General features: G+C 70.5%; 20 protein-coding genes. 5 read left to right on the top strand and 15 right to left on the bottom strand.

From position 1 onward, the window contains the following. Positions 1 to 52 precede the first annotated feature (52 nt). Complete coding sequence (locus A4W93_RS21175; RefSeq protein WP_085752492.1) at positions 53 to 307, bottom strand: hypothetical protein; 255 nt, start codon at positions 305 to 307, stop codon at positions 53 to 55. Between the two features lie 190 nt (positions 308 to 497). Between A4W93_RS21175 and A4W93_RS21180 the strand changes: the two genes are divergently transcribed. Beyond that, the gene (locus tag A4W93_RS21180) at positions 498 to 1,007 is read left to right on the top strand and encodes a GFA family protein (RefSeq protein ID WP_085752493.1); all 510 of its coding nucleotides are present in this window, start codon (positions 498 to 500) and stop codon (positions 1,005 to 1,007) included. A 37-nt stretch (positions 1,008 to 1,044) separates the two neighbouring features. On the opposite strand, the gene gloA is transcribed toward A4W93_RS21180, so the two are convergent. From gloA to A4W93_RS21195, 3 genes are all read right to left on the bottom strand, one after another. After that, positions 1,045 to 1,434 (bottom strand): lactoylglutathione lyase, encoded by a 390-nt coding sequence (gene gloA, locus A4W93_RS21185; RefSeq protein ID WP_257790063.1) that lies wholly within the window; start codon positions 1,432 to 1,434, stop codon positions 1,045 to 1,047. Positions 1,435 to 1,448: 14 nt separating this feature from the next. After that, positions 1,449 to 1,835, bottom strand: coding sequence for a tautomerase family protein (locus A4W93_RS21190; RefSeq protein ID WP_085752495.1), 387 nt, complete (start codon positions 1,833 to 1,835; stop codon positions 1,449 to 1,451). Between the two features lie 80 nt (positions 1,836 to 1,915). Continuing rightward, the gene (locus A4W93_RS21195) at positions 1,916 to 2,332 is read right to left on the bottom strand and encodes a tautomerase family protein (protein WP_085754270.1); all 417 of its coding nucleotides are present in this window, start codon (positions 2,330 to 2,332) and stop codon (positions 1,916 to 1,918) included. 118 nt (positions 2,333 to 2,450) lie between these two features. Here A4W93_RS21195 and A4W93_RS21200 point away from each other — a divergent pair, with 118 nt between their 5' ends. Then, positions 2,451 to 3,017 carry a TetR/AcrR family transcriptional regulator gene (locus A4W93_RS21200; RefSeq protein WP_237357593.1) on the top strand — a complete coding sequence of 189 codons (567 nt, stop codon included), beginning with the start codon at positions 2,451 to 2,453 and terminating at the stop codon, positions 3,015 to 3,017. A 160-nt stretch (positions 3,018 to 3,177) separates the two neighbouring features. Here the strand turns inward: A4W93_RS21200 and nhaA are convergent, their stop codons facing one another. The 4 genes from nhaA to A4W93_RS21220 all read right to left on the bottom strand — a co-directional run bounded on the left by nhaA (position 3,178) and on the right by A4W93_RS21220 (position 7,921). Further along, positions 3,178 to 4,545, bottom strand: a complete 1,368-nt coding sequence (gene nhaA, locus A4W93_RS21205) for a Na+/H+ antiporter NhaA (protein ID WP_085752496.1) — start codon at positions 4,543 to 4,545, stop codon at positions 3,178 to 3,180. A gap of 194 nt (positions 4,546 to 4,739) precedes the next feature. Further along, positions 4,740 to 5,210: a hypothetical protein gene (locus tag A4W93_RS21210; protein WP_085752497.1), complete on the bottom strand. Its 471-nt coding sequence runs from the start codon at positions 5,208 to 5,210 to the stop codon at positions 4,740 to 4,742. Between the two features lie 97 nt (positions 5,211 to 5,307). Beyond that, on the bottom strand, positions 5,308 to 6,912 hold the full coding sequence (locus A4W93_RS21215) for a sensor domain-containing diguanylate cyclase (RefSeq protein WP_085752498.1): 1,605 nt from the start codon (positions 6,910 to 6,912) through the stop codon (positions 5,308 to 5,310). A gap of 4 nt (positions 6,913 to 6,916) precedes the next feature. Further along, positions 6,917 to 7,921, bottom strand: a complete 1,005-nt coding sequence (locus A4W93_RS21220; RefSeq protein WP_169726575.1) for an ABC transporter substrate-binding protein — start codon at positions 7,919 to 7,921, stop codon at positions 6,917 to 6,919. A 390-nt stretch (positions 7,922 to 8,311) separates the two neighbouring features. Here A4W93_RS21220 and A4W93_RS21225 point away from each other — a divergent pair, with 390 nt between their 5' ends. The 3 genes from A4W93_RS21225 (at position 8,312) to A4W93_RS21235 (ending at position 15,273) form a co-directional block, all read left to right on the top strand. After that, complete coding sequence (locus tag A4W93_RS21225; RefSeq protein WP_085752500.1) at positions 8,312 to 13,453, top strand: non-ribosomal peptide synthetase; 5,142 nt, start codon at positions 8,312 to 8,314, stop codon at positions 13,451 to 13,453. Positions 13,454 to 13,624: 171 nt separating this feature from the next. After that, positions 13,625 to 14,425: a serine aminopeptidase domain-containing protein gene (locus tag A4W93_RS21230; protein ID WP_085752501.1), complete on the top strand. Its 801-nt coding sequence runs from the start codon at positions 13,625 to 13,627 to the stop codon at positions 14,423 to 14,425. Then, complete coding sequence (locus tag A4W93_RS21235) at positions 14,422 to 15,273, top strand: alpha/beta fold hydrolase (protein WP_085752502.1); 852 nt, start codon at positions 14,422 to 14,424, stop codon at positions 15,271 to 15,273. The genes A4W93_RS21230 and A4W93_RS21235 overlap by 4 nt, the downstream gene beginning before the upstream one ends. 12 nt (positions 15,274 to 15,285) lie before the next feature. Here A4W93_RS21235 and A4W93_RS21240 read toward each other — a convergent pair whose 3' ends face one another. The 7 genes from A4W93_RS21240 to A4W93_RS21270 all read right to left on the bottom strand — a co-directional run bounded on the left by A4W93_RS21240 (position 15,286) and on the right by A4W93_RS21270 (position 21,911). Next, positions 15,286 to 15,903 (bottom strand): DUF4136 domain-containing protein, encoded by a 618-nt coding sequence (locus tag A4W93_RS21240; RefSeq protein ID WP_085752503.1) that lies wholly within the window; start codon positions 15,901 to 15,903, stop codon positions 15,286 to 15,288. Between the two features lie 75 nt (positions 15,904 to 15,978). Next, the gene (locus tag A4W93_RS21245) at positions 15,979 to 17,433 is read right to left on the bottom strand and encodes an aldehyde dehydrogenase (RefSeq protein WP_085752504.1); all 1,455 of its coding nucleotides are present in this window, start codon (positions 17,431 to 17,433) and stop codon (positions 15,979 to 15,981) included. Positions 17,434 to 17,451: 18 nt separating this feature from the next. Beyond that, entirely contained in the window at positions 17,452 to 18,171 is a 720-nt protein-coding gene (locus A4W93_RS21250; RefSeq protein ID WP_085752505.1) for an ABC transporter ATP-binding protein, read from the bottom strand. After that, the gene (locus A4W93_RS21255) at positions 18,168 to 18,917 is read right to left on the bottom strand and encodes an ABC transporter ATP-binding protein (protein ID WP_085752506.1); all 750 of its coding nucleotides are present in this window, start codon (positions 18,915 to 18,917) and stop codon (positions 18,168 to 18,170) included. Before A4W93_RS21255 ends, A4W93_RS21250 begins: the two co-directional genes overlap by 4 nt. Next, the gene (locus tag A4W93_RS21260) at positions 18,914 to 19,822 is read right to left on the bottom strand and encodes a branched-chain amino acid ABC transporter permease (RefSeq protein ID WP_085752507.1); all 909 of its coding nucleotides are present in this window, start codon (positions 19,820 to 19,822) and stop codon (positions 18,914 to 18,916) included. Before A4W93_RS21260 ends, A4W93_RS21255 begins: the two co-directional genes overlap by 4 nt. Position 19,823: 1 nt before the next feature. Beyond that, entirely contained in the window at positions 19,824 to 20,702 is an 879-nt protein-coding gene (locus A4W93_RS21265; protein ID WP_085752508.1) for a branched-chain amino acid ABC transporter permease, read from the bottom strand. Between the two features lie 3 nt (positions 20,703 to 20,705). Then, positions 20,706 to 21,911, bottom strand: coding sequence for an amino acid ABC transporter substrate-binding protein (locus A4W93_RS21270; protein ID WP_085752509.1), 1,206 nt, complete (start codon positions 21,909 to 21,911; stop codon positions 20,706 to 20,708). Positions 21,912 to 21,948 lie beyond the last annotated feature (37 nt).

The raw sequence follows: 21,948 nt of genomic DNA on the forward strand, positions 1-21,948 counted from the left end.
TTCGGGTCGGCGATGGCCGAGCGCGCATGAGGGTACGCTGCTCCGTGGGCGATCAGCCGTCCAGACGTGAGGCGCGCCAGCCTGCCTTCGACGAGCCACGCGCGGCGGGCTTCTTCTGTTTGCCGGCCGGCAGCGCGGCGTTGTGCTCTAAGCAAAGGTCGATCCAGCGGCCCAGGCTCGCGTTGGCCTTCACTGCGTTCGAGGCAACGAAGACGTGGCCGGGGCAAGGCCGGCCTTTCATGACGACGGTCTCGACACCTTCCTGCTTCAGTGCTTCGTCATGCAGCGCGGGGTCGATCCGGCACATCAATCGTTCGGGGCGCGCCCGACCAAGTCGTCACCTGTCGATGTACTCAGGGCTGCTCCTCCGTGTCTGCGCGTTGATGGCATATTCACAACCGAGCAGCCGCAACGGCACTCCCATCCTGCGGAAGACCGGCTAGGATCGACCTCGCGCCGCCCTTCGGGGAAGTATCGGCCACGCTCAAGAGGGTTGCATGGACAGGTCCGCAATGTTTCCAACCGAGGGCGGCTGCGACTGCCGCACGGTCAGGTATCGCTTGGAGAGCGCACCGCTCTTTGTCCACTGTTGCCACTGTCGTTGGTGCCAGCGGGAGTCGGGCGCGTCGTTCGCGCTCAACGCCATGATCGAGGGCGACCGCGTCACGCAGCTTGGTCAGGCCCCTGTGATGGTCAACACCCCGTCGAACAGCGGCAGCGGTCAGCTGATTGCCCGCTGCGCGCACTGCAAGGTCGCCGTGTGGAGCAACTACGCCGGTGCCGGGCCCGTGGTGAAGTTCGTTCGCGTGGGGACGCTGGACAACCCCGACCTGCTCCCTCCGGACATCCACATCTTCATCGCATCCAAGCAGCCATGGGTTGTACTGTCCAACGATGCGCCAGCGGTGCCCGAGTATTACGATCGAAACGTGTTCTGGCCGCCGTCGAGCCTGGCCCGGAGGTCGGCGATTCTTCCGCTGATCGAGGCCTATAAACGTTCGAAGTAGCAGCGCGAATCGGTCGTCGGCCGCTGGCTAGGCGACCTCAACGCTGGATGAGTTCTACCCGATACCCATCAGGGTCGCTCACAAAGGCGATGACCTCGTCGCGACTTCCCCTCAACGGGCCAGGCTCCCGCGTGACGGGAACGCCGCCTTTCCTCAACGCTTCTGCGGCGTCGAACACGTCGGGAACGCCGATGGCGATGTGACCGTAGGCGCTTCCCAGTTCGTACTCCCGGACCTCCCAGTTCTCAGTCAGCTCGAGCACGGTGGACTCGCTCTCGTCCGCATAGCCCACGAACGCCAGCGTGAACCGGCCCTCCAGAAAGTCCTGGCGCCGCAGCAGTCGCATGCCAAGCTTTCCGACGTAGAAGCCCAGCGCGACATCGAGGTTGCGGACGCGCAGCATTGTGTGCAGCAGGCGTGGACGCACCAGTGGAAGGTCCCTCATTGGTGCAAGCTGCGCAAGGCCGTTGCCGAAAGACCAGTTGTCTCGACCGGACTCGACCAGGTTGACGATGACGTCCTCGGGTCGGCATTGGCCATTGCCTGGGCGTGAGAGGCGATGGCGGCAAACAGCGCTCGCTTCTGCTCGACGGTGCGGCCGGGCGCGCACGTGATCTGTACGAAGGCGGCGTCGGCCGCATGCCGGATACCCAGGAAGGCTGGCGTGATCCTCAGCTGACAGCCCACCGAGCGTGCCGAGAACGCCTGAAACAGGTCATCTGATGCGACACCGAAGGTGCCCATGAGGGCTCGATGGACGGCGTCCTCGAGTTGCTCGACCCGCTCCTGACTGAAGTCCCTGCTGTGAAGGATGTGAACGAACGGCATGGTGATGGCATCCTCCTGAGAAAGCTGAAGCTGGCGAGGAGACTCGCCAGCACTTGCGGTGGCCCCTTTTGGGGGGCATATCACCCCTTTGCCAGAGCCTCCATCAGCTCAGCGTTCGTCAGCGCCTCGCCGCCAATGCCCCAAGTGCCATCAACCGCGTGCTTCACGTTGACCCAGATGTGCGCGCGCGGCTGACGGCCCTCGCAAGCCTCCTCGACGATGTCCGTCGCCTCCTTCACATACGCCCGTTGGACATCGCGTGAAGTGAAGGCGAACGAGGGGGTCAACCACTCGACAACAGCGATGGGCCGTGGTTCCAGACCGCAGAAGCTGCTTCCGGCCGGCACGCTCTGGACGTGCCCAACCACGTTCGGCGTCAGTGCCCGATTTCCTGACAGGCCGTGAAGTCGGAGGAACGACTCGGAAAGGCGCGCGACAGTGTCTGCGTACCGGCTCGGAGGGATCAGTCCTTCGGAAACGATGAGGGTCAAGGGCATGGCGTTGCTCCAGATGAGTGAGATGAAAACGGTGTTCACGTAACGACCGTTACTTCACTTTAGATTGCGATCGTTATCCGACTGGTATGATGGGCCATTGGCTTTGATGGACCGAGCGATGAGAAGCGAGCAGAAGGAGCAGACACGTCAGCGGATGCGGCAGGCGGCAGCCGAAGGCTTTCGAAGCCATGGCTACGGCATCGGCGTGGACGGGCTGGCGAAGCGTGCGGGCGTGACGTCCGGCGCGTTCTATGCCAACTTCAGTTCGAAGGCGGATGCGTTTCGCGAGGCGGTCGCCTTCGGCATGGATGAACTGCTCGGTGGCATCCGCTACTTCCAGCAGGAACACGGTCTGGCGTGGTGGCCGGAGTTCGTCGCGTTCTACCTAGGAGAAAAGCTGACGTGCGACTTGGCGCAGAGTTGCAGCCTGCAAACCCTCACCCCTGAGCTGGCCCGCGCTGACGACGCGGCCAAAGACGTGTTTCGCGAGAAGCTGCAGTCGATCGCTGAAGCCGTCGTGGACGGCCCAGACTCTCCCGCTAAACCTGCGACTCAGGAGGCAGCGTTGGCGGCTCTTGCTTCGCTGATTGGCGCGGTGACGATAGCGCGAGCCACAGGCAACGAGGATCTTGCGAAGTCGGTCGCCAGCGCCATGCGAGAGCGGCTGCTGGGGAATGCTGCATAGACCTGCCTGGTGGTGGCACGCACCCTCGATGAACTGACGCTGGGTGTTGGTCAGGTCTGCGCAACAGGTTTGCGAGAAAATCGGGCCGCCTCACGCGTGTGAGCCTGGGCTTCCCTGACATGAACTTCCAACCCGTCGAGCTGCCTGCCCGGCGAGTTGCTCAACGGAGCGGCACGGGGTGCGCCGAAGCGGTCTGCCTGGCCGAGCGCGAATAGACGCTGCCCCAGATCAGGCCCAGCGTCGCCGCGACAACTGATCCGACCAACACCCCGAGTTTGGCGGCGCCCAGCAAGGCTGCGTCGTCGAACGCCAGCATGGCGATGAAGATGGACATCGTGAATCCGACGCCTGCGAGCAGGCCGACGAGGATGATGCCGCCCCAGGAAACCCCGGCCGGCAGACGGCACCAACCCAGTTTCACCAGCAGCCAACTCGTCCCCACGATGCCGAGAGGCTTGCCGAGGACCAGCGCCATGGACACCCCCGCGAGCACCCACGACGCACCGCCCTCGTGGAGGTCGATGCTGCCCATGGAGACGCCCGCGTTGGACAAGGCGAAGATGGGCATCACGCCGTACGCCACCCAGGGATGCAGTGCCGTCTGAACACGCACGACCGGCGGAAGCACCTCCCGCTGCGCGTGGCGCAGTTCCCGCAACGGGCCGGCGAGCAAGGCCGGGTCATCGCGTTCGACGCGGTGCCTGACCTCGTCCGTCGCTCGGGACAGCAGATCGACCGGGGCCTGCCGCGAAGGCGTGGAGAACACTGGCGTCAGCAGGCCCAGCACCACACCCGCGAGCGTCGGGTGCGCGCCCGTCATCAACAGACCGCCCCAGACCACCGCGCCCGGGACGACGTAGGCCCAGGCGGACCCGATTCCGACCCGCTGCAGGGTCACCACCATCAGGATGCCCACCGCTGCCACAGCGAAGCCAGCCATCTCCAGGCCGCCCGAGTAGAAGAGCGCGATGATCAGAACAGCGATCACGTCGTCGATGATGGCCAAGGCAAGCAGGAAGATCCGGACGTTGCCCGGAATGCCGCGGCCCAGGAGGGCCAGCACGCCGACGGCGAAGGCAATGTCCGTGGCTGTCGGCACGGCCCAACCGTGCTCCCGCACTCCCTCCGCGTTGAAGGCGAGGTAGATGAGCGCCGGGATCACGACGCCCCCCAGGGCCGCGCCAATGGGCAGCGCCGCCTGGCGCAGGTCACTCAAGGCCCCTTCGTGCATCTCTCGGCGGATTTCCATGCCCACCACCAGAAAGAAGATGGTCATGAGGCCATCGTTGATCCAGAAATGCAGAGTCTGCGTGGAGATCAGATTGCCGATGCCGAAGGTGATCGGGGTGTGCCAGACGGCGTCGTAACTGGCCACCCAGGGCGAGTTGGCCCACACGAGCGCAGCCGCCGCGGCAAGCAGCAGAACGATGCCGCTCACGGCCTCGATGTGAAGGAAGCGCTCGAGGGTGGCGAGGGCGCGATCGGTCAGGAGTTGGGCGCGCGACGGCGCGCGCAGCGATGCAGACATGGGCAAGGTTTCTCCGCGTGGCGGCCCGACCATCGCATGAACCTGTCCCGCCGCGACATGCGGCTAACACCCTGCCCGAATTGTAATGGCCCTGGCCGCGACTCCCATGCCCGCCCGGCCAGGGACATCACGGGCAGTTTGCCAGTCACTCCTGGCGGGCAACCTGCTCCGGCAGGCATCCGCAGCCGACCGGTCTACTTGACGGTATAGCCGCGGCCTTCGAGGCATGCCTGGCGCGCCTTGCCGTACGCGGCCTGGCCCTGGCTCACAGCCTGTTGCTGCTGGGCCGCGGCCTGCTGGTTCTGCTGGTTGGATTGCCGGCGGCTCTGCCCGCGAGCGGCCACGGCCCCCACCGCGGCGCCGGTGCTGGCGTCGTCGGCCACGATCTCGCCCACGACCGCGCCACGCGCCGCACCACGCATGCCGGACCCCGGCTTCGCGCCCTGGGGCTGGGCCGGCGCGGGGGCCGGCGGCGGCTTGGCCGGGTCGTAGTGGCTCTGGTCGACAGCCCACGTGTGGCACGCGGCCTCGTCGGACTTCTGCGTTTCGGCCGACTGCCCTTTCGCGGGGTACACATACTGTTGGGCCGAGGCCCCGCCGGCCACGGCGAAACAGCCGGCCAAGGCGAGCGACAGCGTGCGGCAGAAGGTGATCGGGCTGGACATGATGGGACTCCCGTGGGGAGCGGACCGGTTGTCCGCCGGATGATTCTCGGCAGCGCCCCAGGCCTTCGCAATTGCACCAAAGGGAAGGCGGCAGCGGTCAGATCGTCGACACCGCGAAGCGGTTTCGCCCCGCGCGCTTGGCCCGGTAGAGCGCGTCGTCGGCGCGGGCGGTGAGCGTGGCGCCGTCGGGTTCGTCGGCGCCGGACACCACGATGCCGATGCTGGTCGTCACGTCGAGCATCCGGCCCTGCACCCGCACCGGCGGGGTCATGGCGTCGATGATCTTCTGCGCGACCCCCTCGGCCTCCTGCCCCACGTTGAGGCCCTCGAGCACGATGACGAACTCGTCGCCCGCGAGGCGCGCCACGGTGTCCGTGGTGCGCACGCTCGCGCGCAGCCGGCGGGCGAACTCCTGCAGCACCAGGTCGCCGCCCTGGTGGCCCAGCGAATCGTTGATGCCCTTGAAGTGGTCGATGTCGAGGTACATCAGCGCGATGGGCCGGCGGGTGCGGCGGCTGCGGGCCATCGCCTCGGCGAGGCGCTCCTCGAACTGGCGGCGGTTGGGCAGTTCGGTGAGCGTGTCGACGCGGGCGAGCTGGCTCATGCGTTCCTCGGCGAGCTTGAGCGCGGTGACGTCGAAGGTCATCGCGTAGAAGCCCTTGAGCGCGCCGTCCTCCGCGATGTCGGGCACGAGGTGCGCCTGGAAGTGCATCAGGTGGCCCTTGATCTCGATGCGGTCCTCGACGACGATCTTCTGCCCCTCCACCAGGCGCGGCAGGTGCGGCGCGTGCAGCGCGTACAGCGGGTCGCCGAGCGCGGTGCGCATCGTGTAGTCGCCGAGACGGCCGCCGTCGAGCCCGAAGAGCTTGATGGCCGGGCCGTTCGCGAACTCGAGCCGCTCGGCCGCGTCGAAGTAGCCCACGAGGGCGGGGATGGTGTTCGTGATGTCGGTGAGGCGACGCTCGATGGCCTCGCGCCGCGCCATCTCGGCCAGCAGCTGGGCGCGGCGGTCGTGCAGGGTCGCGGTCATCGCGTCGAACTGGCGCGAGACGCGGCCCAGCTCGTCCTCGCTGTCGAGGCCCACCTTCGCGTCGAAGTCGCCCCGCTCGACGCGCCGGGCGGCGCGTTCGATGCGGTCGAGCGGACCGAGCAACCGGCGCACGATCACGAAGGTCTGGCCCACGAGCAGGCCCAGCACGGCCAGCAGCGAGACCCCACCGATCCAGCGGAAGCGTTCGGTGGCGGCCTGCCCCTCGGCCGCGGCATCGCGCGACCAGCGGTAGATGCTGTCGGCGAGGCTCTGGGTCTCGTTGATGAGCTGGTCGACGATGAAGTCCGACCGGCGGGCGGTGAAGGCGTTCTCGGGCTCGTCCGGCAGTTCGGAGAGGCGGTCGAACAGCAGGGGCAGGCGTGCCGCGGACTGGCGCATCGATTCCAGGTCATGCCGCCGGCCCGAAAGCTCCTGCAGCAGCGCCACCTGCCGCTCGCGCCACTGCTGGGCGACCCGCGGCTCGAAGTAGCGCGGGTACTCCTGCGTGAGCAGCAGCAGGGCCGCGGCGTGGCGCGCCGCGTTGCGGGCACGGTCCTGCTCCGCCTCGGCGCGGTGGTCGGCCGAGACCGCGAGCCACGACGCGATGGCCACGGCCAGCACGACGACGAGCGCGAGGCCGGCCGTGACGCGGAGCTGGGTCTGGACGCGCATCTCGTCAGCGACTGATGCCCACGGCCTCGGGACGCACCTGCATCAGCGGCGCGCGGTGCAGGTACGGCAGGAAGTTCGGTGCCGCGCGTCCCGTCACATGGCCCTCGCGCAGGGCCCAGCGGGCCTCGCTCTCCAGGGTCTTGAGCAGCGACTGGTCGAGCGACAGGCGGTAGGTGAGGCCCGGCCACACCCAGCGCACGAAGTCGTCGTCGGTGGCCAGGCGCTGGCGCAGGATCAGCTTGGCCCGGGCCGGATCGTCGCGGATCAGGGTCTCGGCCCGGTCCACGGCGGCCAGCAGCTTGACGAGGTCGGCATCGCGGGCGCCCACCAGCCGCCGGTGCACGACGAGGTTGAACACGGCGCTGTAGGCGCCGGCGTTGGGCAGCGCGACGACCGTGGTCTTGAGGGCGCTGGCGATCCGGTAGCCGTAGGGTTCCCACACCGAGACGGCGTCGACCCGCTTCGTTTGCAGGGCCTCCTGCATGGCCTCGGGCTGCATCGGCACCGGCTGGATGTCGCGCGGGTCCACGCCGTGGATCATCAGCAGCGAGTCGAGGAAGTAGTGGCTGGCGGTCCCGATCACGACGCCCACACGCTTGCGCGCGAGGTCGCGGGGGCGAGCGATGCCGGCCTCCTGCCGCACGTACAGCTTGAGGTCGTCCGTGGTGGAGGCGATGGTGCCGATGACGGCGAAGTCCGAACGCTGGAAGCTGCTGAACATCACGGGGGTGTCCCCCGCGGTGGCCACGTCCACCTGGCCGTCGAGCATCAGCTTCAGGCACCGGTGGCCACCCACGCATTCCGTGAAGCGCACCTTGAGCCCCTCGTCCTGGAAGTACCCGGCGACCTCGGCCACGTACAGCGGCAGCGACAGCGGCGACTTCGACACCGCGAGGGTCAGCTCCTGCGCCGGCGCGGCCGCGGCGGCGGCGGCCAGCACCAGCCCCATCGCGCTGCGGACCAGGGCGATGGCCGGGAGGTGGAACTTGCCGATCGAGCGGAAGGTCATGGGACGCATGGAACGGCCAGCAGAAAGTGACACCGTGAACGGCGGGGCGGATTGCCTGTTATCGGCGTGGCCGCCTCGGTCTGAAGCATCGCACCGCGGGCCCGCGATGCGAGGCCATGGCCCTGCGATCCGTGACGAATTGCCGGTTCGGCTTGCCAAAGCGCGCCGGACGTGGCTTGCGGCCGTCGCGCACCGCATTTCGGGGGATTCCCGGAGGAGACCCCCCAGACATAATCAGAAACATATGAGGCGCCAGCGCCGCCACGAGGGGTTTCGACACCTCTCCCGCGTGGTGCGACAAGGGGTCCGCGCAACGTTCGACCCTCCACGCCTGGGACGGTCCCGTGGCCTGCCCGCCCTCCTCGCCGTCACTTTCAACTAGAACACCACGTGAACGACCCGCTGTCCACCCGCGCCATCCCGACCGACGTCCCGGTGGCCGCCATCGATCCCCGCCTCCCCCTCTGGAACCGCACCGACGCGCCCCTCGCGCCCCGTTCGCGACTGGAACAGTGGGTGGCGGCGCAATGCGATCGGACGCCCACCGCCGTGGCGGTGACGTCGGGTGACACGTCCCTCACCTACGGCGAACTCGAGTCGCGCGCGAACCGGTTCGCCCACGTGCTGCGCACGCGCGGCGCGGGCCCCGGGGCCCTCGTGGGCGTGTGCATGGGCCGCTCGCTCGACCTGGTGCCCGCGCTGCTGGGCGTGCTGAAGACGGGCGCGGCCTATGTGCCGCTCGACCCCGGATTCCCCGAGGCGCGCCTGCGCGACATGGCCGAGGACGCCGAGCTGCACACCGTCGTCACCGAAGCCCGCCACGCGAGCCTGGCCGGCCTGCCGCGCGAGCAGCAGCTGCGCGTCGACGACGACGCCGAGGAACTCGCCGCCGCCCCCGACACCCCGGTGACCGCACCCGACTCGCCCGAGAACGCTCCCACCTACGTGATCTACACGTCGGGGTCCACCGGCCGCCCGAAGGGGGTCGTGCTGCCGCAGCAGGCCGTGTGCAACTTCGTCGCCAGCATGCAGCGCGAACCGGGCCTGAAGGCCGGCGACCGCCTGCTGGCCGTCACCACGCTGTCGTTCGACATCGCGGTGCTCGAGCTGTTCGTGCCCCTCGTCACCGGCGCGCAGGTCGTGCTGGCGCGGCGCGAGGACGCGATGGATGCCGACGCGCTCGCCACGCTCATCGCCCGCCACGCCATCGGCGTGATGCAGGCCACGCCCACCACGTGGCACCTCCTGCTCGACGCCGGCTGGTCGGCCCCGGCCGGCTTCCGCGCGCTGTGCGGCGGCGAGCCGATGCCCCCGTCGCTCGCGCGTCGCCTGCTCGCCTCGGGGGTCGAGCTGTGGAACCTGTACGGCCCCACCGAGACCACGGTGTGGTCCACCCTCACACGCATCACCGACCCCGACGCGCGCATCACCATCGGCACCCCGATCGCGAACACGCAGGTCTGGGTGCTCGACGAGCAGATGAACCCGTGCCCCGTGGGCACCGAGGGCGAGATCTGCATCGGCGGCACGGGGGTCGCCAACGGCTACTTCCGCCGGCCCGAGCTGACGGCCGACCGGTTCGTGAACGATCCGTTCCGCATCGCGGCCGGCGCGCGGCTGTACCGCACGGGCGACCTCGGCCGCTGGGGCGAGGACGGCCAGCTGCACCACCTGGGCCGGCTCGACTTCCAGGTCAAGGTGCGCGGCTACCGCATCGAACTGGGCGAGATCGAGGCCCGCCTCGCGGCCCTGCCCGGCATCGCCCGCACCGTGGTCGTCGCGCGCGAGGACACCCCCGGCGACGTGCGGCTCATCGCCTACGCGTCGGCCACCGCCGGCGCCTCGCCCGATGCCGGCGCGCTGCGCGAATCGCTGAAGGTCGGGCTGCCCGACTACATGGTCCCGCAGCAGGTGATCGTGCTCGACGCGCTGCCGCTGCTGCCCAACGGCAAGATCGACCGCAAGGCGCTGCCGGCCCCCGGGGCCGCCACGCCCGTCGCCCCGGCCCCGGCCCTGCCCGACGACGCGCCGCTCGCGCTGCGCGTGGCCGCGGCGATGGCCGAGGCGCTCGGCGTGCCGTCCGTCGCCCCCGACGGCCACTTCTTCATGCTCGGCGGCCATTCGCTGCTGGGCGCGCGCCTGATGGCCCGCCTCGGCACGATGCAGGGCCGCCGGCTGGGCCTGCGCCTGCTGTTCGCCCACCCGACCCCGGCCGCACTCGCGTCCGCGCTGGAGCAGCTGGCGCCGGATGCCCAGGCCCCCGCCCGCCTCGCGGCCCGCGCCGACCAGCACACCGCCCCGCTCTCGCTGATGCAGGAGCGCATGTGGTACGTCGAGAACCTGACGCCCGGCACGCCGTTCAACCAGCTGCCCTCGGCACACCGCCTCGCCGGCCCGCTGGACGAAGCCGCGTTGCGCGACGCGCTGCAGCGGTTCACGGCCCGTCAGCCGGCGCTGCGCACGGTCATCGAACGCTCGGCCGCCGGCGCGCACCAGCGCGTGCTCGACCGCGTCGACCTGCCCTTCCCGCCGGTCGAGGCCCTCGACACGCTGCCCGCCGCCGAACGCGAGGCGGCGGTGCGCGCGCGCATCGACACACTGTCGCAGGAGGTGCTCGACCTCGAACACGGCCCGGCCTTCCGGCTGCACCTGTTCCGCCTGTCCGCTGAAGACCACGTGCTGTTCTTCATGGTCCACCACATCGTGTGGGACGGTGCGTCGTCCGACGTGATGCAGGCCGAACTCGCCGAACTGTACGGTGCGGCCATCGCCGGCCGCGCGCCCTCGCTGGCGCCGTTGCCGCTCACGTACGGCGACTTCGCCGCGTGGCAGCGCGAGTGGGCGTCGGGCCCCGAGCCGCAGCGCCAGCTCGCCGCCTGGCGCGAGGTGCTCACGCCGCTGCCCGAGACGCTCGAACTCCCGCAGGACCGCCCCCGCCCCACGCAGATGACGGGCGACGGCGGTTCGGTGCGCCTGCACCTGCCCGCCGCGTTCGCCGACCGCGTGCGCCAGGCGGCGCGCCAGCAAGGCGTGACCGTGTCGACCTGGCTGCTCGCGGCCTGGTCGGCCCAGCTGCACCGCGCCTCCAACCAGGCCGACTTCGCGGTGGCCACGCCGGTGCGCGGCCGCGAACAGCCCGGCCTCGACGCCGTCGCCGGCTTCTTCATCAACACGCTGCCGCTGCGCATGCGGCCCGAGGGCACGACGCCGTTCGCCGACTGGACGCGCACCGTGCAGGACGTGGTGGGCGCCGCCTGCGCGAACCCGGACGTGGTGCTGAACCAGCTGCTGCAGGCCCTCGCCGTGCCACGCGACACGAGCCGCCAGATGCTCGCCCAGGCGATGTACGCCTTCCAGGACCAGCGCACCCGCCCGGGCACCTGGGGCCCGGTCGCGGTCGCCCCGTTCGACATCGGCCTGTACGGCTCCACCCACGACCTGAGCCTGTACTGCAACGAACGCACCGACGGCATCGAGTGCGTGCTGACGTACAACCTCGACGTGTTCGACGCCGTCACCGCCGGCCAGCACCTCACACGCCTGGAACACCTGCTGCGCCAGGTGGTGGACACGCCGGCGCTCGCGCTGCACGACATCGACCTCGTGCCGGCCGCCGAACTCGCGACCCTCTCGGCCTGGAACGGCACGACCGCACCGCTCGACCGGTCCGCCACCGTCGTCACGCGCATCGCGGCCGCCGCGGCGCAGCATGCGGGCACCGTCGCCATCGACCAGCCCGGCCACGGCCTCGTCACCCACGGCGAACTCGACGCCCGCTCGAACCGCCTCGCCCACTTCCTGCGCCAGCGCGGCGTGGGCCGCGGCGACCTGGTCGGCCTGTGTGTCGACCGCGGCATCGACATGGTCGTCGCCCAGCTCGGCATCCTCAAGGCCGGCGCCGCGTACGTGCCGCTCGACCCGGCGTACCCGGCCGACCGCCTCGCGTACATGGCCGAGGACGCGCGCCTCGCGCTGCTCGTCACCGAATCGGCGCTCGTGAGTTCGATCGACTGGCCCCGCGCCAAGTCCGTGCTGATGGACATCGACGGCTTCGCCATCGACGCGCTGCCCGCCACGGCCCTCGTGCCCGACGCCACGCGCGACGCACATTCGCACGACACGGCGTACGTGATCTACACGTCGGGCTCCACCGGCAAGCCGAAGGGCGTGATGGTGCCGCACGGCGCGGTCGTGAACTTCATCGACAGCATGGCCCACACGCCGGGCCTCGCCGCGGGCGACCGCCTCGTCGCGGTCACCACGCTCAGCTTCGACATCGCGGTGCTCGAGCTGCTGCTGCCGCTGTCGGTGGGCGCCACCATCCTGCTCGCCTCGCGCGACACCGCGGTCGACGGCCAGGCGCTGCGCTGGCTCATCGAGTCGAACGGCGTGGAGGTCATGCAGGCCACCCCGTCCACGTGGCGGCTGCTGATCGACGCGGGCTGGTCGGGCAGCGCCTCGTTCAAGGCGCTGATCGGCGGCGAAGGCCTGCCGGCCGACCTCGCGGTGCAGCTGCTCGCACGCACCGGCCAGCTCTGGAACATGTACGGCCCCACCGAAACCACGGTGTGGTCCACGTGCAGCCTCGTGCGGTCCGTGGCCGACGGCATCGACATCGGCACGCCCATCGCGAACACCCAGGTCCACATCCTCGACGAGCGGCTGCGCCCGCGGCCGGTGGGCCTGACCGGGGAGATCTGGATCGGCGGCGACGGCGTGACCCTCGGCTACCTGCGCCGCCCCGAACTCACCGGCGAACGCTTCATCGACGACCCGTTCCGCCCGGGCTCGCGCCTGTACCGCACGGGCGACCGAGGCCGCTGGCGCCATGACGGCCGCCTGGAGCACCTCGGCCGCCTCGACTTCCAGGTCAAGGTGCGCGGCTACCGCATCGAGCTCGGCGAGATCGAATCGGTGCTGCTGCAGCACCCGCAGGTCGCGCGCGCCATCGTCATCGTGCGCGAGGACCAGCCGGGCGACCTGCGCCTCACGGGGTACGTGGTGGCCCGCGGCGACGAGGCGCCCGCGCCCGAGGCGCTCCGCACCCACCTGCGCGAGCACCTGCCCGAATACATGGTGCCGCCGCACGTCGTGCTGATCGACGCCGTCCCGCTGCTGCCCAACGGCAAGACCGACCGCAACGCCCTGCCCGCCCCGTCCGCGGCCGGCGAAGGCCAGGCCCGCGCGGTGGTCGCGCCCCGCAACGAGGCGGAGACCGTGCTGGCCGGCATCTGGCAGGAGCTGCTCGGCACGGACCGCATCGGCGCCACCGACAACTTCTTCGACCTCGGTGGCCACTCGCTGCTCGCGATGCGCGCCGTGCTGCTCATCGAGCAGCGGCTGGGCCTGCGCATCAATGTGCGCCGGCTGATCTTCGAGACCCTCTCGCAGATCGCCGCCAGTGCCCCGAGTGCCACCACCGCGGCTGCCGATGCCGCACCCGCTGCGGCCCCGGCGGCGGCACCGGCCGCCGCCGCGCAGCCGCGCGGCCTGCGCGAACGCATCGCGTCACTGTGGCGCGGGCCCCGCTGATGCCTGCCTGAGACGCCGCCGGAAGGCCCCCCGCATTCGTGGGGCGGCCCCCAATCGGTCCGGCGATCCGTGCAATCTCCACAGTCTGCGGCGCACGCTCGTGTCGTTGCGGGGATAGAGTTTCGACAGGTGGCAACGACGCCCCCTGCACCTCTTTTCCAGCAGCACACGATGACTCCCTTCCGGTTCGGCCCGCCGCACGGCCAGCTCTACGGCATCCACCATCGCGCCGAATCCGGCCGCGCGCCCGTGGGCGCCGTGCTGCTGTGCAACCCCTTCGGCCAGGAAGCCATCCGCACGCACCGCATGTTCCGCGTGCTGGCCGAGCGGCTCGCGCGGTCCGGCATCCACGCGATGCGCTTCGACTACTTCGGCACGGGCGACGCCGCCGGTGACGACACCGACGGCGACCTCGACATCTGGCGCGATGACGTGCTGCGCGCCCACGAGGAACTCCGCAAGCGCGCACCCGGCGTGCCCATCACCTGGCTAGGTGTCCGCCTGGGCGGCACGCTCGCCGCGCTGGCCGCCGAGCACGCGCCGTCCGCGGCCGACAGGCTCGTGCTGTGGGAGCCCATCGCCCACGGCTGCGCCTACCTGGACGAACTGGCGGGCCACCATGAGCAGGCGCTCGAGAAGAGCTACAGCCTCGTGCCCAAGCGCTTCCGCGCCGCCCCGGCCGACGAGGCCATCGGCTTCGGCATGGGCGCGCGCCTCGTCGCCCAGCTGCGCGCGCTGAACCCGGCGCGCCTCGCGGGCCTGAAGGCGCGCCACGCCACCCTGATCACCGGCGCACACACCGCCGACGTCTCGGCCTACGCCGAGGCCTACCGCCACGCCGGCTGCCCCACCGAGCAGCACATGTTCGAACACGTGTTCGACTGGGCGTCGGAAGAAGCGATCAACACGGCGCTCGTGCCGCAGGAAGCACTGCAGCTGCTGCAGTCCCTCGTGAACCCGGTGACCCCATGACCCCTCCGAACGAACTCCCCCTCGTCTTCGGCAGCGACCGCCACCTCGTCGGCACGCTGACGATGCCGGCCACCGGCCCCGCGCAGCGCACGGCCTTCGTGCTGCTGAACGCCGGAGTGATCCACCGCATCGGCCCGCACCGCATCAACGTCAAGCTCGCGCGCGAACTCGCGAGCCAGGGCTTCAACACGCTGCGCTTCGACCTCTCGGGCCAGGGCGACAGCCGCGCGCCGTCGTCGTCGGGCGACTTCACGGCCCAGGCCGTGGCCGACATCCGCGCCGCGATGGACCACCTCGAGCGCACGACGGACGTGCACCGCTTCGTGATCGCCGGCATCTGCTCGGGCGCCGACAACGGCCTCGCCGCGGCGCTGGCCGACGACCGCGTGGTGGGCCTGTGCCTGCTCGACGGCTACACCTACCCCACCGCCAAGACCCGCTGGGTCCGCCTCAAGCGCCGCCTGCGCGGCCCGCTGCTGAGCGCGGTGCTGCCGTGGGCCCTGCGCCGGCTGACCGCCCTGTCGGTCGCCATCGCGCGCCGGCGCGGCGATGCGCTCGCCCTGGTCGACAACGACCGGCGCTTCCCGTCGCGCGAGGAATTCGCGAAGTCGATGCAGACCCTGGTGGACCGTGGCGTCGAGGTGTGCCTCGTGTACTCGGGCAGCCTGCTGCCGCAGTACAACTACGACGACCAGTTCCGCGACGCCTTCGCGCAGTACGGCTTCGCCACGCGCGTGCGCAGCGAGTACCGGCCCGACATCGACCACTCGGTGACGCCGGTGGGGGCGCAGCAGCAGTTGCTGGAGCTGGTGAGCGGCTGGGCGCGGACGTTGCCGCAACCCGCCTGACACGGCGGGGTGTCAGATCACCCCGTCCTGCTTCATCCGCTCGACCAGCGCCTTGGACAGGTCGGCGGTGGCCTTGTTCATGTCGCGCACCTCGGTGCCCTCGCTCGTCGCGGTCCACAGCGCCTTGTCCGCGCGCATGTCCCACAGCGTGGTCTCGAGCGTCAGCACGTTGTAGGTGTCGATGGTCGCGGGCACGCCGCCCCAGGCCCCGCCGTACCAGCCGTAGAAGCCGCCCCGGCCGTACATCATCGGTGCCGGTCCGGCCGGCGAGACGTTGACCTGCCGGTCGACCTTCAGCAGCCGCGTGATCAGCACCGCCTCGGCGCCGCTGCGGGACAACGCGGCCTTGATCTTCTCGGGCGGGATGTGCCCGCTGTCGGCCAGCAGCGTGTAGGCCGGCGTCGCCTCCGTGCCCGCGGCCCGCAGCGCCTGCGCGACACCGTCCTCGAAGATGCGGCGGTTGGCGTCGCTGCCGCTCATCGCGAGCACGAGCACCTTGCGCAGCGGCGGCCCCTGGAATCCGGGGTCCCGCCAGACGTTGGTGAGCGAGTAGGTGGCGCAGGCGGTCAGCAGCAAGCCGAACGCGAGTGCGAGCCAGCGTGAAGAAGGGAAGCGTAGGCGGGCATGCATGGCGGTTCCTGGTGTCCGCCACAGCATGCGCGTCCCGCATCGCGGGTGTCTATTGCACCTTGGTGCAGCCCCGGGCTAGAAGGGATAGTGCCGCGGCGCCGTCTGCACCGTGACCCACCGCAGCTCGGTGAACTCGTGGATCCCGGCCTTGCCGCCGAAACGGCCGAGGCCGCTGCCCTTCACGCCGCCAAACGGCATCTGCGCCTCGTCGTGCACGGTGGGGCCGTTGACGTGGCAGATGCCCGACTCGATGCGCGCGGCCACGTTCATCGCCCGCGCCACGTCGCCGCCGAACACCGCGGCCGACAGGCCGTAGGCGTTGTCGTTGGCGCATGCGATGGCCGCCTCGGCGCCGTCCACGCGCACCACCCCCTTCACCGGGCCGAAGGTCTCCTCGTGGTAGATGCGCATCGCCGGGGTCACGCGGTCCAGCACCGTGGCGGGCATCAGCGTGTTCGTCGCGACACCGCCGCACGCGAGCACCGCGCCCTTGGCCAGCGCGTCCTCGATCAGCGCGTTGCAGTGGTCCACCGTGCTCATGTCCACCACCGAACCCAGCACCACCGGGTCGGTGCCGCGCGGGTCGCCCAGCGCCAGCGCCTTCGCGCGCGCAGCGAAGCGGGCGACGAAGTCGTCGGCGATGCGTTCGTCGACCACGATGCGTTCGGTCGACATGCAGATCTGCCCCGAGTTCGCGAACGAGCCGAAGGTCGCGGCATCCACCGCGTCGGCGACGTTCGCGTCGTCCAGCACCACGAACGGCGCCTTGCCGCCCAGCTCCAGCACCACGGGCTTCAGGTGTTTCGCACACGTCATCGCGATCAGCCGGCCCACGCGCGTGGACCCGGTGAAGTTGACGCGCCGCACGGCGGGGTGGGCCACCATCGCCTCCACCACCTTCGCGGCGTCGGCGGGGGCGTTCGTCACGTAGTTGACGACACCGGGCGGCAGGCCCGCCTCGCCCATCGCCTCGATGATCAGCTGGTGCGTGCGCGGGCAGTTCTCGCTGCCCTTGAGCACCACGGTGTTGCCACACGCGAGCGGCGTCGCGATGGCGCGCACGGCGAGGATCACCGGCGCGTTCCACGGCGCGATGCCCACCACCACGCCGGCCGGTTGGCGCACGCCCATCGCGAGCGAACCGGGCACGTCGGAGGGAATGAGTTCGCCGGAGATCTGCGTCGTGAGCGACGCGGCCTCGCGCAGCATCGACGCGGCGAGGTGCACGTTGAAGCCGGCCCACAGCCCGCTCGCGCCGGTCTCGGCGGCCATCGCCGCGGCGAAGGCTGCGTGTTTCGCCTCCAGCGCGTCGGCCGCCTTCAGCAGCTGCATGCGGCGTTCGGTGGGGCCGGTGCGGCTCCACGTGGCGAAGGCGCGCGATGCAGCCTCGACGGCGGCGACCGCGTCGCCCTCGGTGGCCGCCGGTGCGCGGGTGGCCACGCTGCCGTCGAGCGGGTTGCGGCGCGTGAAGGTGGCGCCGCCGGTGGCGGGGACGGCGCGGCCGTCGATCAGCATGGACAGGTCGGACATGGGGTTCTCCTTCGTCGTTCAATTCACGGGCGCGGGCGCGCCCAGGTACGCCTGGCGGATCACCGCCGAACGCGCCAGTTCATCGGCCGGGCCGCCCGCCACCAGGCGGCCCCGTTCGAGCACGTGGGCGCGATCGGCCACGGCCAGTGCCTTGCGCACGTTCTGCTCCACCATCAGCACCGTGGTGCCCGCGTCGGCGATGCGGCGGGCGATGGCGAGCAGTTCGTCGACCATGCGCGGGGCCAGGCCCAGCGACGGCTCGTCGAGCATCAGCAGCGTCGGTGCACACATCATCGCGCGGGCGACGGCCACCATCTGCTGCTCGCCGCCGCTCATCGTGCCGGCGAGTTGCGCGGCCCGTTCGGCGAGTTTGGGGAAGTCGGCGAAGGCCTGCTTCAGCCGGTAGGCACGTTCAGCCGCCGGCACGAGCCAGCCACCGAGTTCCAGGTTCTCGGTGACGGACATCTGCGGAAAGAGCTGCCGCCCCTCGGCCACCAGTGCGACCCCGCGCCGCACCAGCTCCGACGTGGACGCGTCCGGTGCGACGGGCGTGCCATCCAGCAGCAGCCGCCCGCCACGCGGGATCAGGCCCGCGATGGCCTTCAGCAGCGTCGTCTTGCCCGCCCCGTTCGGCCCCACGATCACGGTGAGGCCCGGGGACACGTCCAGCGACAGGTCCCGCAGCACCGCGAAGCCACCGTAGCCGGCCGACAGGTTCTCGATCGTCAGCCGGGTCATGCGGGCTCCCTCATCTCGTCGCCGAGGTAGGCCTCGATCACGCCCGGGTCGCGCACGACCTCGGCCGGCGTGCCGTCGGCGATCTTGCGGCCCTGGTGCAGCACGAGCACACGCTCGACGTGGCGCATCAGCGTCGTGACGGCGTGTTCGATCCAGATCACCGTGAGGTCGAAGTCGTCGCGCAGGTCGCGGATCAGCCGGGCCATCGATTCCACCTCGTGTTCGGTCAGGCCGGCGGCCACTTCGTCGAGCAGCAGCAGGCGTGGTCGCGTGGCGAGCGCCATGCCGATCTCGAGCAGGCGCTGCTGCGACGGCGTGATGGCCGCCGCGGGCAGCCGTGCCTGGGCCGACAGGCCGATGCGGTCGAGGATCGCCGCGGTGTCGGCGAGCGCCCTCGGCGCCTCGCGGCGGCGGCCGGCGAACTGCAGGCCGAAGTCGATGTTCGCGGCCACGCCCAGGTCCGCGAACACGCGTGGCGTCTGGAACGTGCGCGCGATGCCGCAGCGGGCGAACTGATGGGGCCGTGCACCGGTCAGGCGCTCGCCGCTCGCGAAGAGTTCGCCGCCGGTCGGCATCACGACGCCGGACAGCGCGTTGAAGAACGTCGTCTTGCCGGCGCCGTTCGGACCGATGATGCCCACCAGCTCGCCGGGCGCGAAGGCCGCGCTGACGGTGTCCACGGCGACGAGGCCACCGAAGCGCACGCTGACCTCGCGCGCCTCCAGCAGGGCGTGTCCGTTGATCATGCCGAGGCCTCCTTCCGGCCGGGCCAGCGCAGCGATGCGAGACCACCCGGCAGGTACAGCACGCACAGGATCAGCAGCAGCCCGAGCGACATCATGTAGACCTGCGGCATCTGCAGCCGCAGCGTCTCGGCCAGCACGCTGAACACCACCGCGGCGATCAGCGGGCCCCACAGCGTGGCGGCCCCGCCCACCAGCGCGATCAGCACCGTCTGGAAGCCGATGAACGGGTTGAAGACCGTGCCCGGGTCGATGTAGGTCCAGCGCACGCTCATCGCCGCGCCCACGGCGCCGGCCACCGCGGCCGTCAGCGCGAAGCCGGCGATCTTGACGACGCGGGTGTCGACGCCGAGCGTCTGCGCACGCACCTCGTCGGACCCGATGCCCGCCATCGCGAGGCCGAAGCGGCTGCGCCGGACGACGATCGACAGCAGCAGCGCGCCGACCGCCAGCGCCAGCACGGTGAAGTAGACCGTGTCGCGCTCGGGCACCGCCACGAGCACGCGGCCCACGGTGCCGGTGACCTGTTTCTCCCAGTACGTGATGGCGTGGCGGATCAGCTCGGTCATGCCGAACGTGAGCACCGCGAAGTAGGTGCCGCGCAGGTGCAGCACCGCGGCACCCATCACCACCGCGACGACCGTGGCCACGGCCGCGCCGGCGGCCACCGTGGCGAACCACGGCAGTCCGTCCAGCACGAGCGCGCCGGTGTAGGCCCCGAGCCCGAAGAAGGCGGACGTCGCGAGCGACAGGTAGCGCGTGGTGCCGCAGAAGAGGCCCCAGCTCGACGAGAGCGCCGCGTACATCAGGCACGTGAGCGCCATCGAGACGGCGAAGTCGCTCGCGACGAAGGGCAGCACGGACGCGCCGACCGCGAACGCGAGGAGGATCAGCAGGTTGCGTTGCATGTCATTTCCGGACGAACAGGCCGTTGGGCCGCCACAGCAGCACCGCGATGAAGATCCCGTACGACAGCAAGGCCTTGAGCGACGGGTTGGTGAAGTGCATGCCCACGGCCTCGATCACGCCGAGCGCGAGCCCTCCGGCCAGCGCCCCGCCCATGCTGCCGAAGCCGCCGAGCGTGATGACGATCAGCGCGGTCACCGTGTACGGCTCGCCCATCGACGGCGACACGGTGTAGGTCATCGACAGCAGGCAGCCGGCCACGCCCGACAGGCCGAGGCCCACGCCGAACATCAGCGGGTGCAGGCGTTTCGTGTCGATGCCCACGAGCTGCGCACCGGTGGGCGACTGCATCAGCGCCCGCACGCCCTTGCCGAGCAGCGTGCGCCGCAGCACCACGATGAGCGCCGCGCTGAACAGCAGCGCCAGCACGAACAGCAGCAGCTTGTTGGCCGCGAACTGGGCGCCGCCGATGGCCACCGGCTCGGCGAGGTAGTCGTAGCCGCGCAGGTCGCCGCCCCACACCATCTGGGCGAGGTTCTGCACGAAGAACATCAGGCCGAAGCTCACCATCAGGCCGCGGGCCTCGAACACGTCGAGGTTCGGCGACGTGCGCGCGAGGCGCCGGAAGGTCAGCCGGTGCACGAGCAGGCCGATCGCCATCAGCACCACGAACGAGACCGGCACCATCCACAGCGGCGACAGGCCGAAGGCCTCGTGCGCCGCCCACGTGAGGAACGCGCCCAGCATCAGGAACTCGCCGTGGGCGATGTTCAGGATGCGCATCAGCCCGTACTGCAGGTTGAGCCCGAGCGCCACGAGCGCGTACACGCCCCCGGTGATCAGGCCCGAGGCCAGCAGTTCGAGCAGGCTGCCGAGGGACATCGGTCAGACCCAGGCCGGCTTCGCGGGCACGAGCGGCGCCGTGGCCAGGGCCGGCGGCCACACCACCTCGAACTCGCCCTTCTGCCACTGCGACACCGTGCCCGGCGTGCCCACGTTCTCGCTGCCCGCGAAGCGGATCTTGCCGAGCATCGTCGTGTGTTCCGTGTTGGCCACGTAGTCCCGGATCGCCTTGCGGTCGAGGCCGGCCTTCGCGACGGCCGCGGTCAGGATCTCGAGCCCCGCCCACGCGGCGCCGCTGGCCCAGCGGTCGGGTTCCTTCTGCGCGCCGAACTTCTTCACATGGGCGTCGAAGTAGGCCTTCGCCGCGGGGCTCGTCTTCGCGTTCCACGAACCCATGCCCAGCACGCCCTCGGCCGCCGGCCCCATCACGTTGCGGTACAGCTGGAAGGCCGTGCCCACGCTCGCGTAGAAGAACTTCGGGTTGAAGCCGATCTCCTTCGCCTGGCGGCTCGCGAGGATGGTGTCGGGCGGGTAGGTCAGGCCCACGAAGGCGTCGGGGGCCTTGTCCTTCATCGAGCGCAGCACGGGCGACAGGTCCTTCACGCCGAGCGGGTAGCTCTTGTCCTCCACGAGCGTGAGGCCCGCGCCCTTCACGGCCACCTTCAGCGCCGCGTAGTTCTCGAGGCCGAACAGGTCGTCGACGTACAGCGTGGCGAGGGTCTTCGCGCCCTGGGCCTTCAGCATGTCGACCAGCGCGTTCATCATCGGCGCGGGCTGCTGCAGCACCGAGAAGAAGTACGGCAGCTTCATGTCGATCAGCCGGCGGCTGAGCGCGGTGGGGGCGATGAACGGGTAGCCGAACCGCGTGGCGAGCGGGGCCACCGCGAAGTTCGCGTTGCTGCCCCACGGCGGCAGGATCAGGTCGACCTTGTCGCTGCCCATCAGCTTCTCGTAGGTGCGCACACACGTCTCGATGTCGCTGCGGTCGTCCGAGCCGATCAGCTCGATCGGGCGGCGCGTGCCCTTCACGTTCAGGCCGCCGGCGGCGTTCTGCTGCTCGGCCCACAGCAGGTAGTTGGGCTCCTGGCTGACCTGCGCGCCGGTGGTCCACGGGCCGGTGCGGGCGATGGCGTAGCCGACCCGCACCGGCGCCGCCTGGGCCCGGACGATGGACGGGAACGCGAGCGCGGCGGGCAGCGCGCCGGCGGCCTTCAGCACGGTGCGGCGGGGGGTCTGGCGAGCGGTCATGGCAGTCTCCGAGGGTCGGTCGTTGGCGTTCTCGAAT

The sequence above is a fragment of the Piscinibacter gummiphilus genome (assembly GCF_002116905.1).
Lineage (GTDB): Bacteria > Pseudomonadota > Gammaproteobacteria > Burkholderiales > Burkholderiaceae_C > Rhizobacter > Rhizobacter gummiphilus.

What these genes read in the sequence shown, in the direction of transcription:
- A4W93_RS21250 (WP_085752505.1), bottom strand. Translation starts at nt 18,171, where the DNA reads ATGACCCGGCTGACGATCGAGAACCTGTCGGCCGGCTACGGTGGCTTC.
- A4W93_RS21255 (WP_085752506.1), bottom strand. Translation starts at nt 18,917, where the DNA reads ATGATCAACGGACACGCCCTGCTGGAGGCGCGCGAGGTCAGCGTGCGC.
- A4W93_RS21270 (WP_085752509.1), bottom strand. Translation starts at nt 21,911, where the DNA reads ATGACCGCTCGCCAGACCCCCCGCCGCACCGTGCTGAAGGCCGCCGGC.
- A4W93_RS21175 (WP_085752492.1), bottom strand. Translation starts at nt 307, where the DNA reads ATGTGCCGGATCGACCCCGCGCTGCATGACGAAGCACTGAAGCAGGAA.
- A4W93_RS21220 (WP_169726575.1), bottom strand. Translation starts at nt 7,921, where the DNA reads ATGACCTTCCGCTCGATCGGCAAGTTCCACCTCCCGGCCATCGCCCTG.
- A4W93_RS21235 (WP_085752502.1), top strand. Translation starts at nt 14,422, where the DNA reads ATGACCCCTCCGAACGAACTCCCCCTCGTCTTCGGCAGCGACCGCCAC.
- A4W93_RS21210 (WP_085752497.1), bottom strand. Translation starts at nt 5,210, where the DNA reads ATGTCCAGCCCGATCACCTTCTGCCGCACGCTGTCGCTCGCCTTGGCC.
- A4W93_RS21245 (WP_085752504.1), bottom strand. Translation starts at nt 17,433, where the DNA reads ATGTCCGACCTGTCCATGCTGATCGACGGCCGCGCCGTCCCCGCCACC.
- A4W93_RS21180 (WP_085752493.1), top strand. Translation starts at nt 498, where the DNA reads ATGGACAGGTCCGCAATGTTTCCAACCGAGGGCGGCTGCGACTGCCGC.
- A4W93_RS21190 (WP_085752495.1), bottom strand. Translation starts at nt 1,835, where the DNA reads ATGCCGTTCGTTCACATCCTTCACAGCAGGGACTTCAGTCAGGAGCGG.
- A4W93_RS21200 (WP_237357593.1), top strand. Translation starts at nt 2,451, where the DNA reads ATGAGAAGCGAGCAGAAGGAGCAGACACGTCAGCGGATGCGGCAGGCG.
- A4W93_RS21195 (WP_085754270.1), bottom strand. Translation starts at nt 2,332, where the DNA reads ATGCCCTTGACCCTCATCGTTTCCGAAGGACTGATCCCTCCGAGCCGG.
- A4W93_RS21260 (WP_085752507.1), bottom strand. Translation starts at nt 19,822, where the DNA reads ATGCAACGCAACCTGCTGATCCTCCTCGCGTTCGCGGTCGGCGCGTCC.
- A4W93_RS21240 (WP_085752503.1), bottom strand. Translation starts at nt 15,903, where the DNA reads ATGCATGCCCGCCTACGCTTCCCTTCTTCACGCTGGCTCGCACTCGCG.
- nhaA (WP_085752496.1), bottom strand. Translation starts at nt 4,545, where the DNA reads ATGTCTGCATCGCTGCGCGCGCCGTCGCGCGCCCAACTCCTGACCGAT.
- A4W93_RS21230 (WP_085752501.1), top strand. Translation starts at nt 13,625, where the DNA reads ATGACTCCCTTCCGGTTCGGCCCGCCGCACGGCCAGCTCTACGGCATC.
- A4W93_RS21215 (WP_085752498.1), bottom strand. Translation starts at nt 6,912, where the DNA reads ATGCGCGTCCAGACCCAGCTCCGCGTCACGGCCGGCCTCGCGCTCGTC.
- A4W93_RS21265 (WP_085752508.1), bottom strand. Translation starts at nt 20,702, where the DNA reads ATGTCCCTCGGCAGCCTGCTCGAACTGCTGGCCTCGGGCCTGATCACC.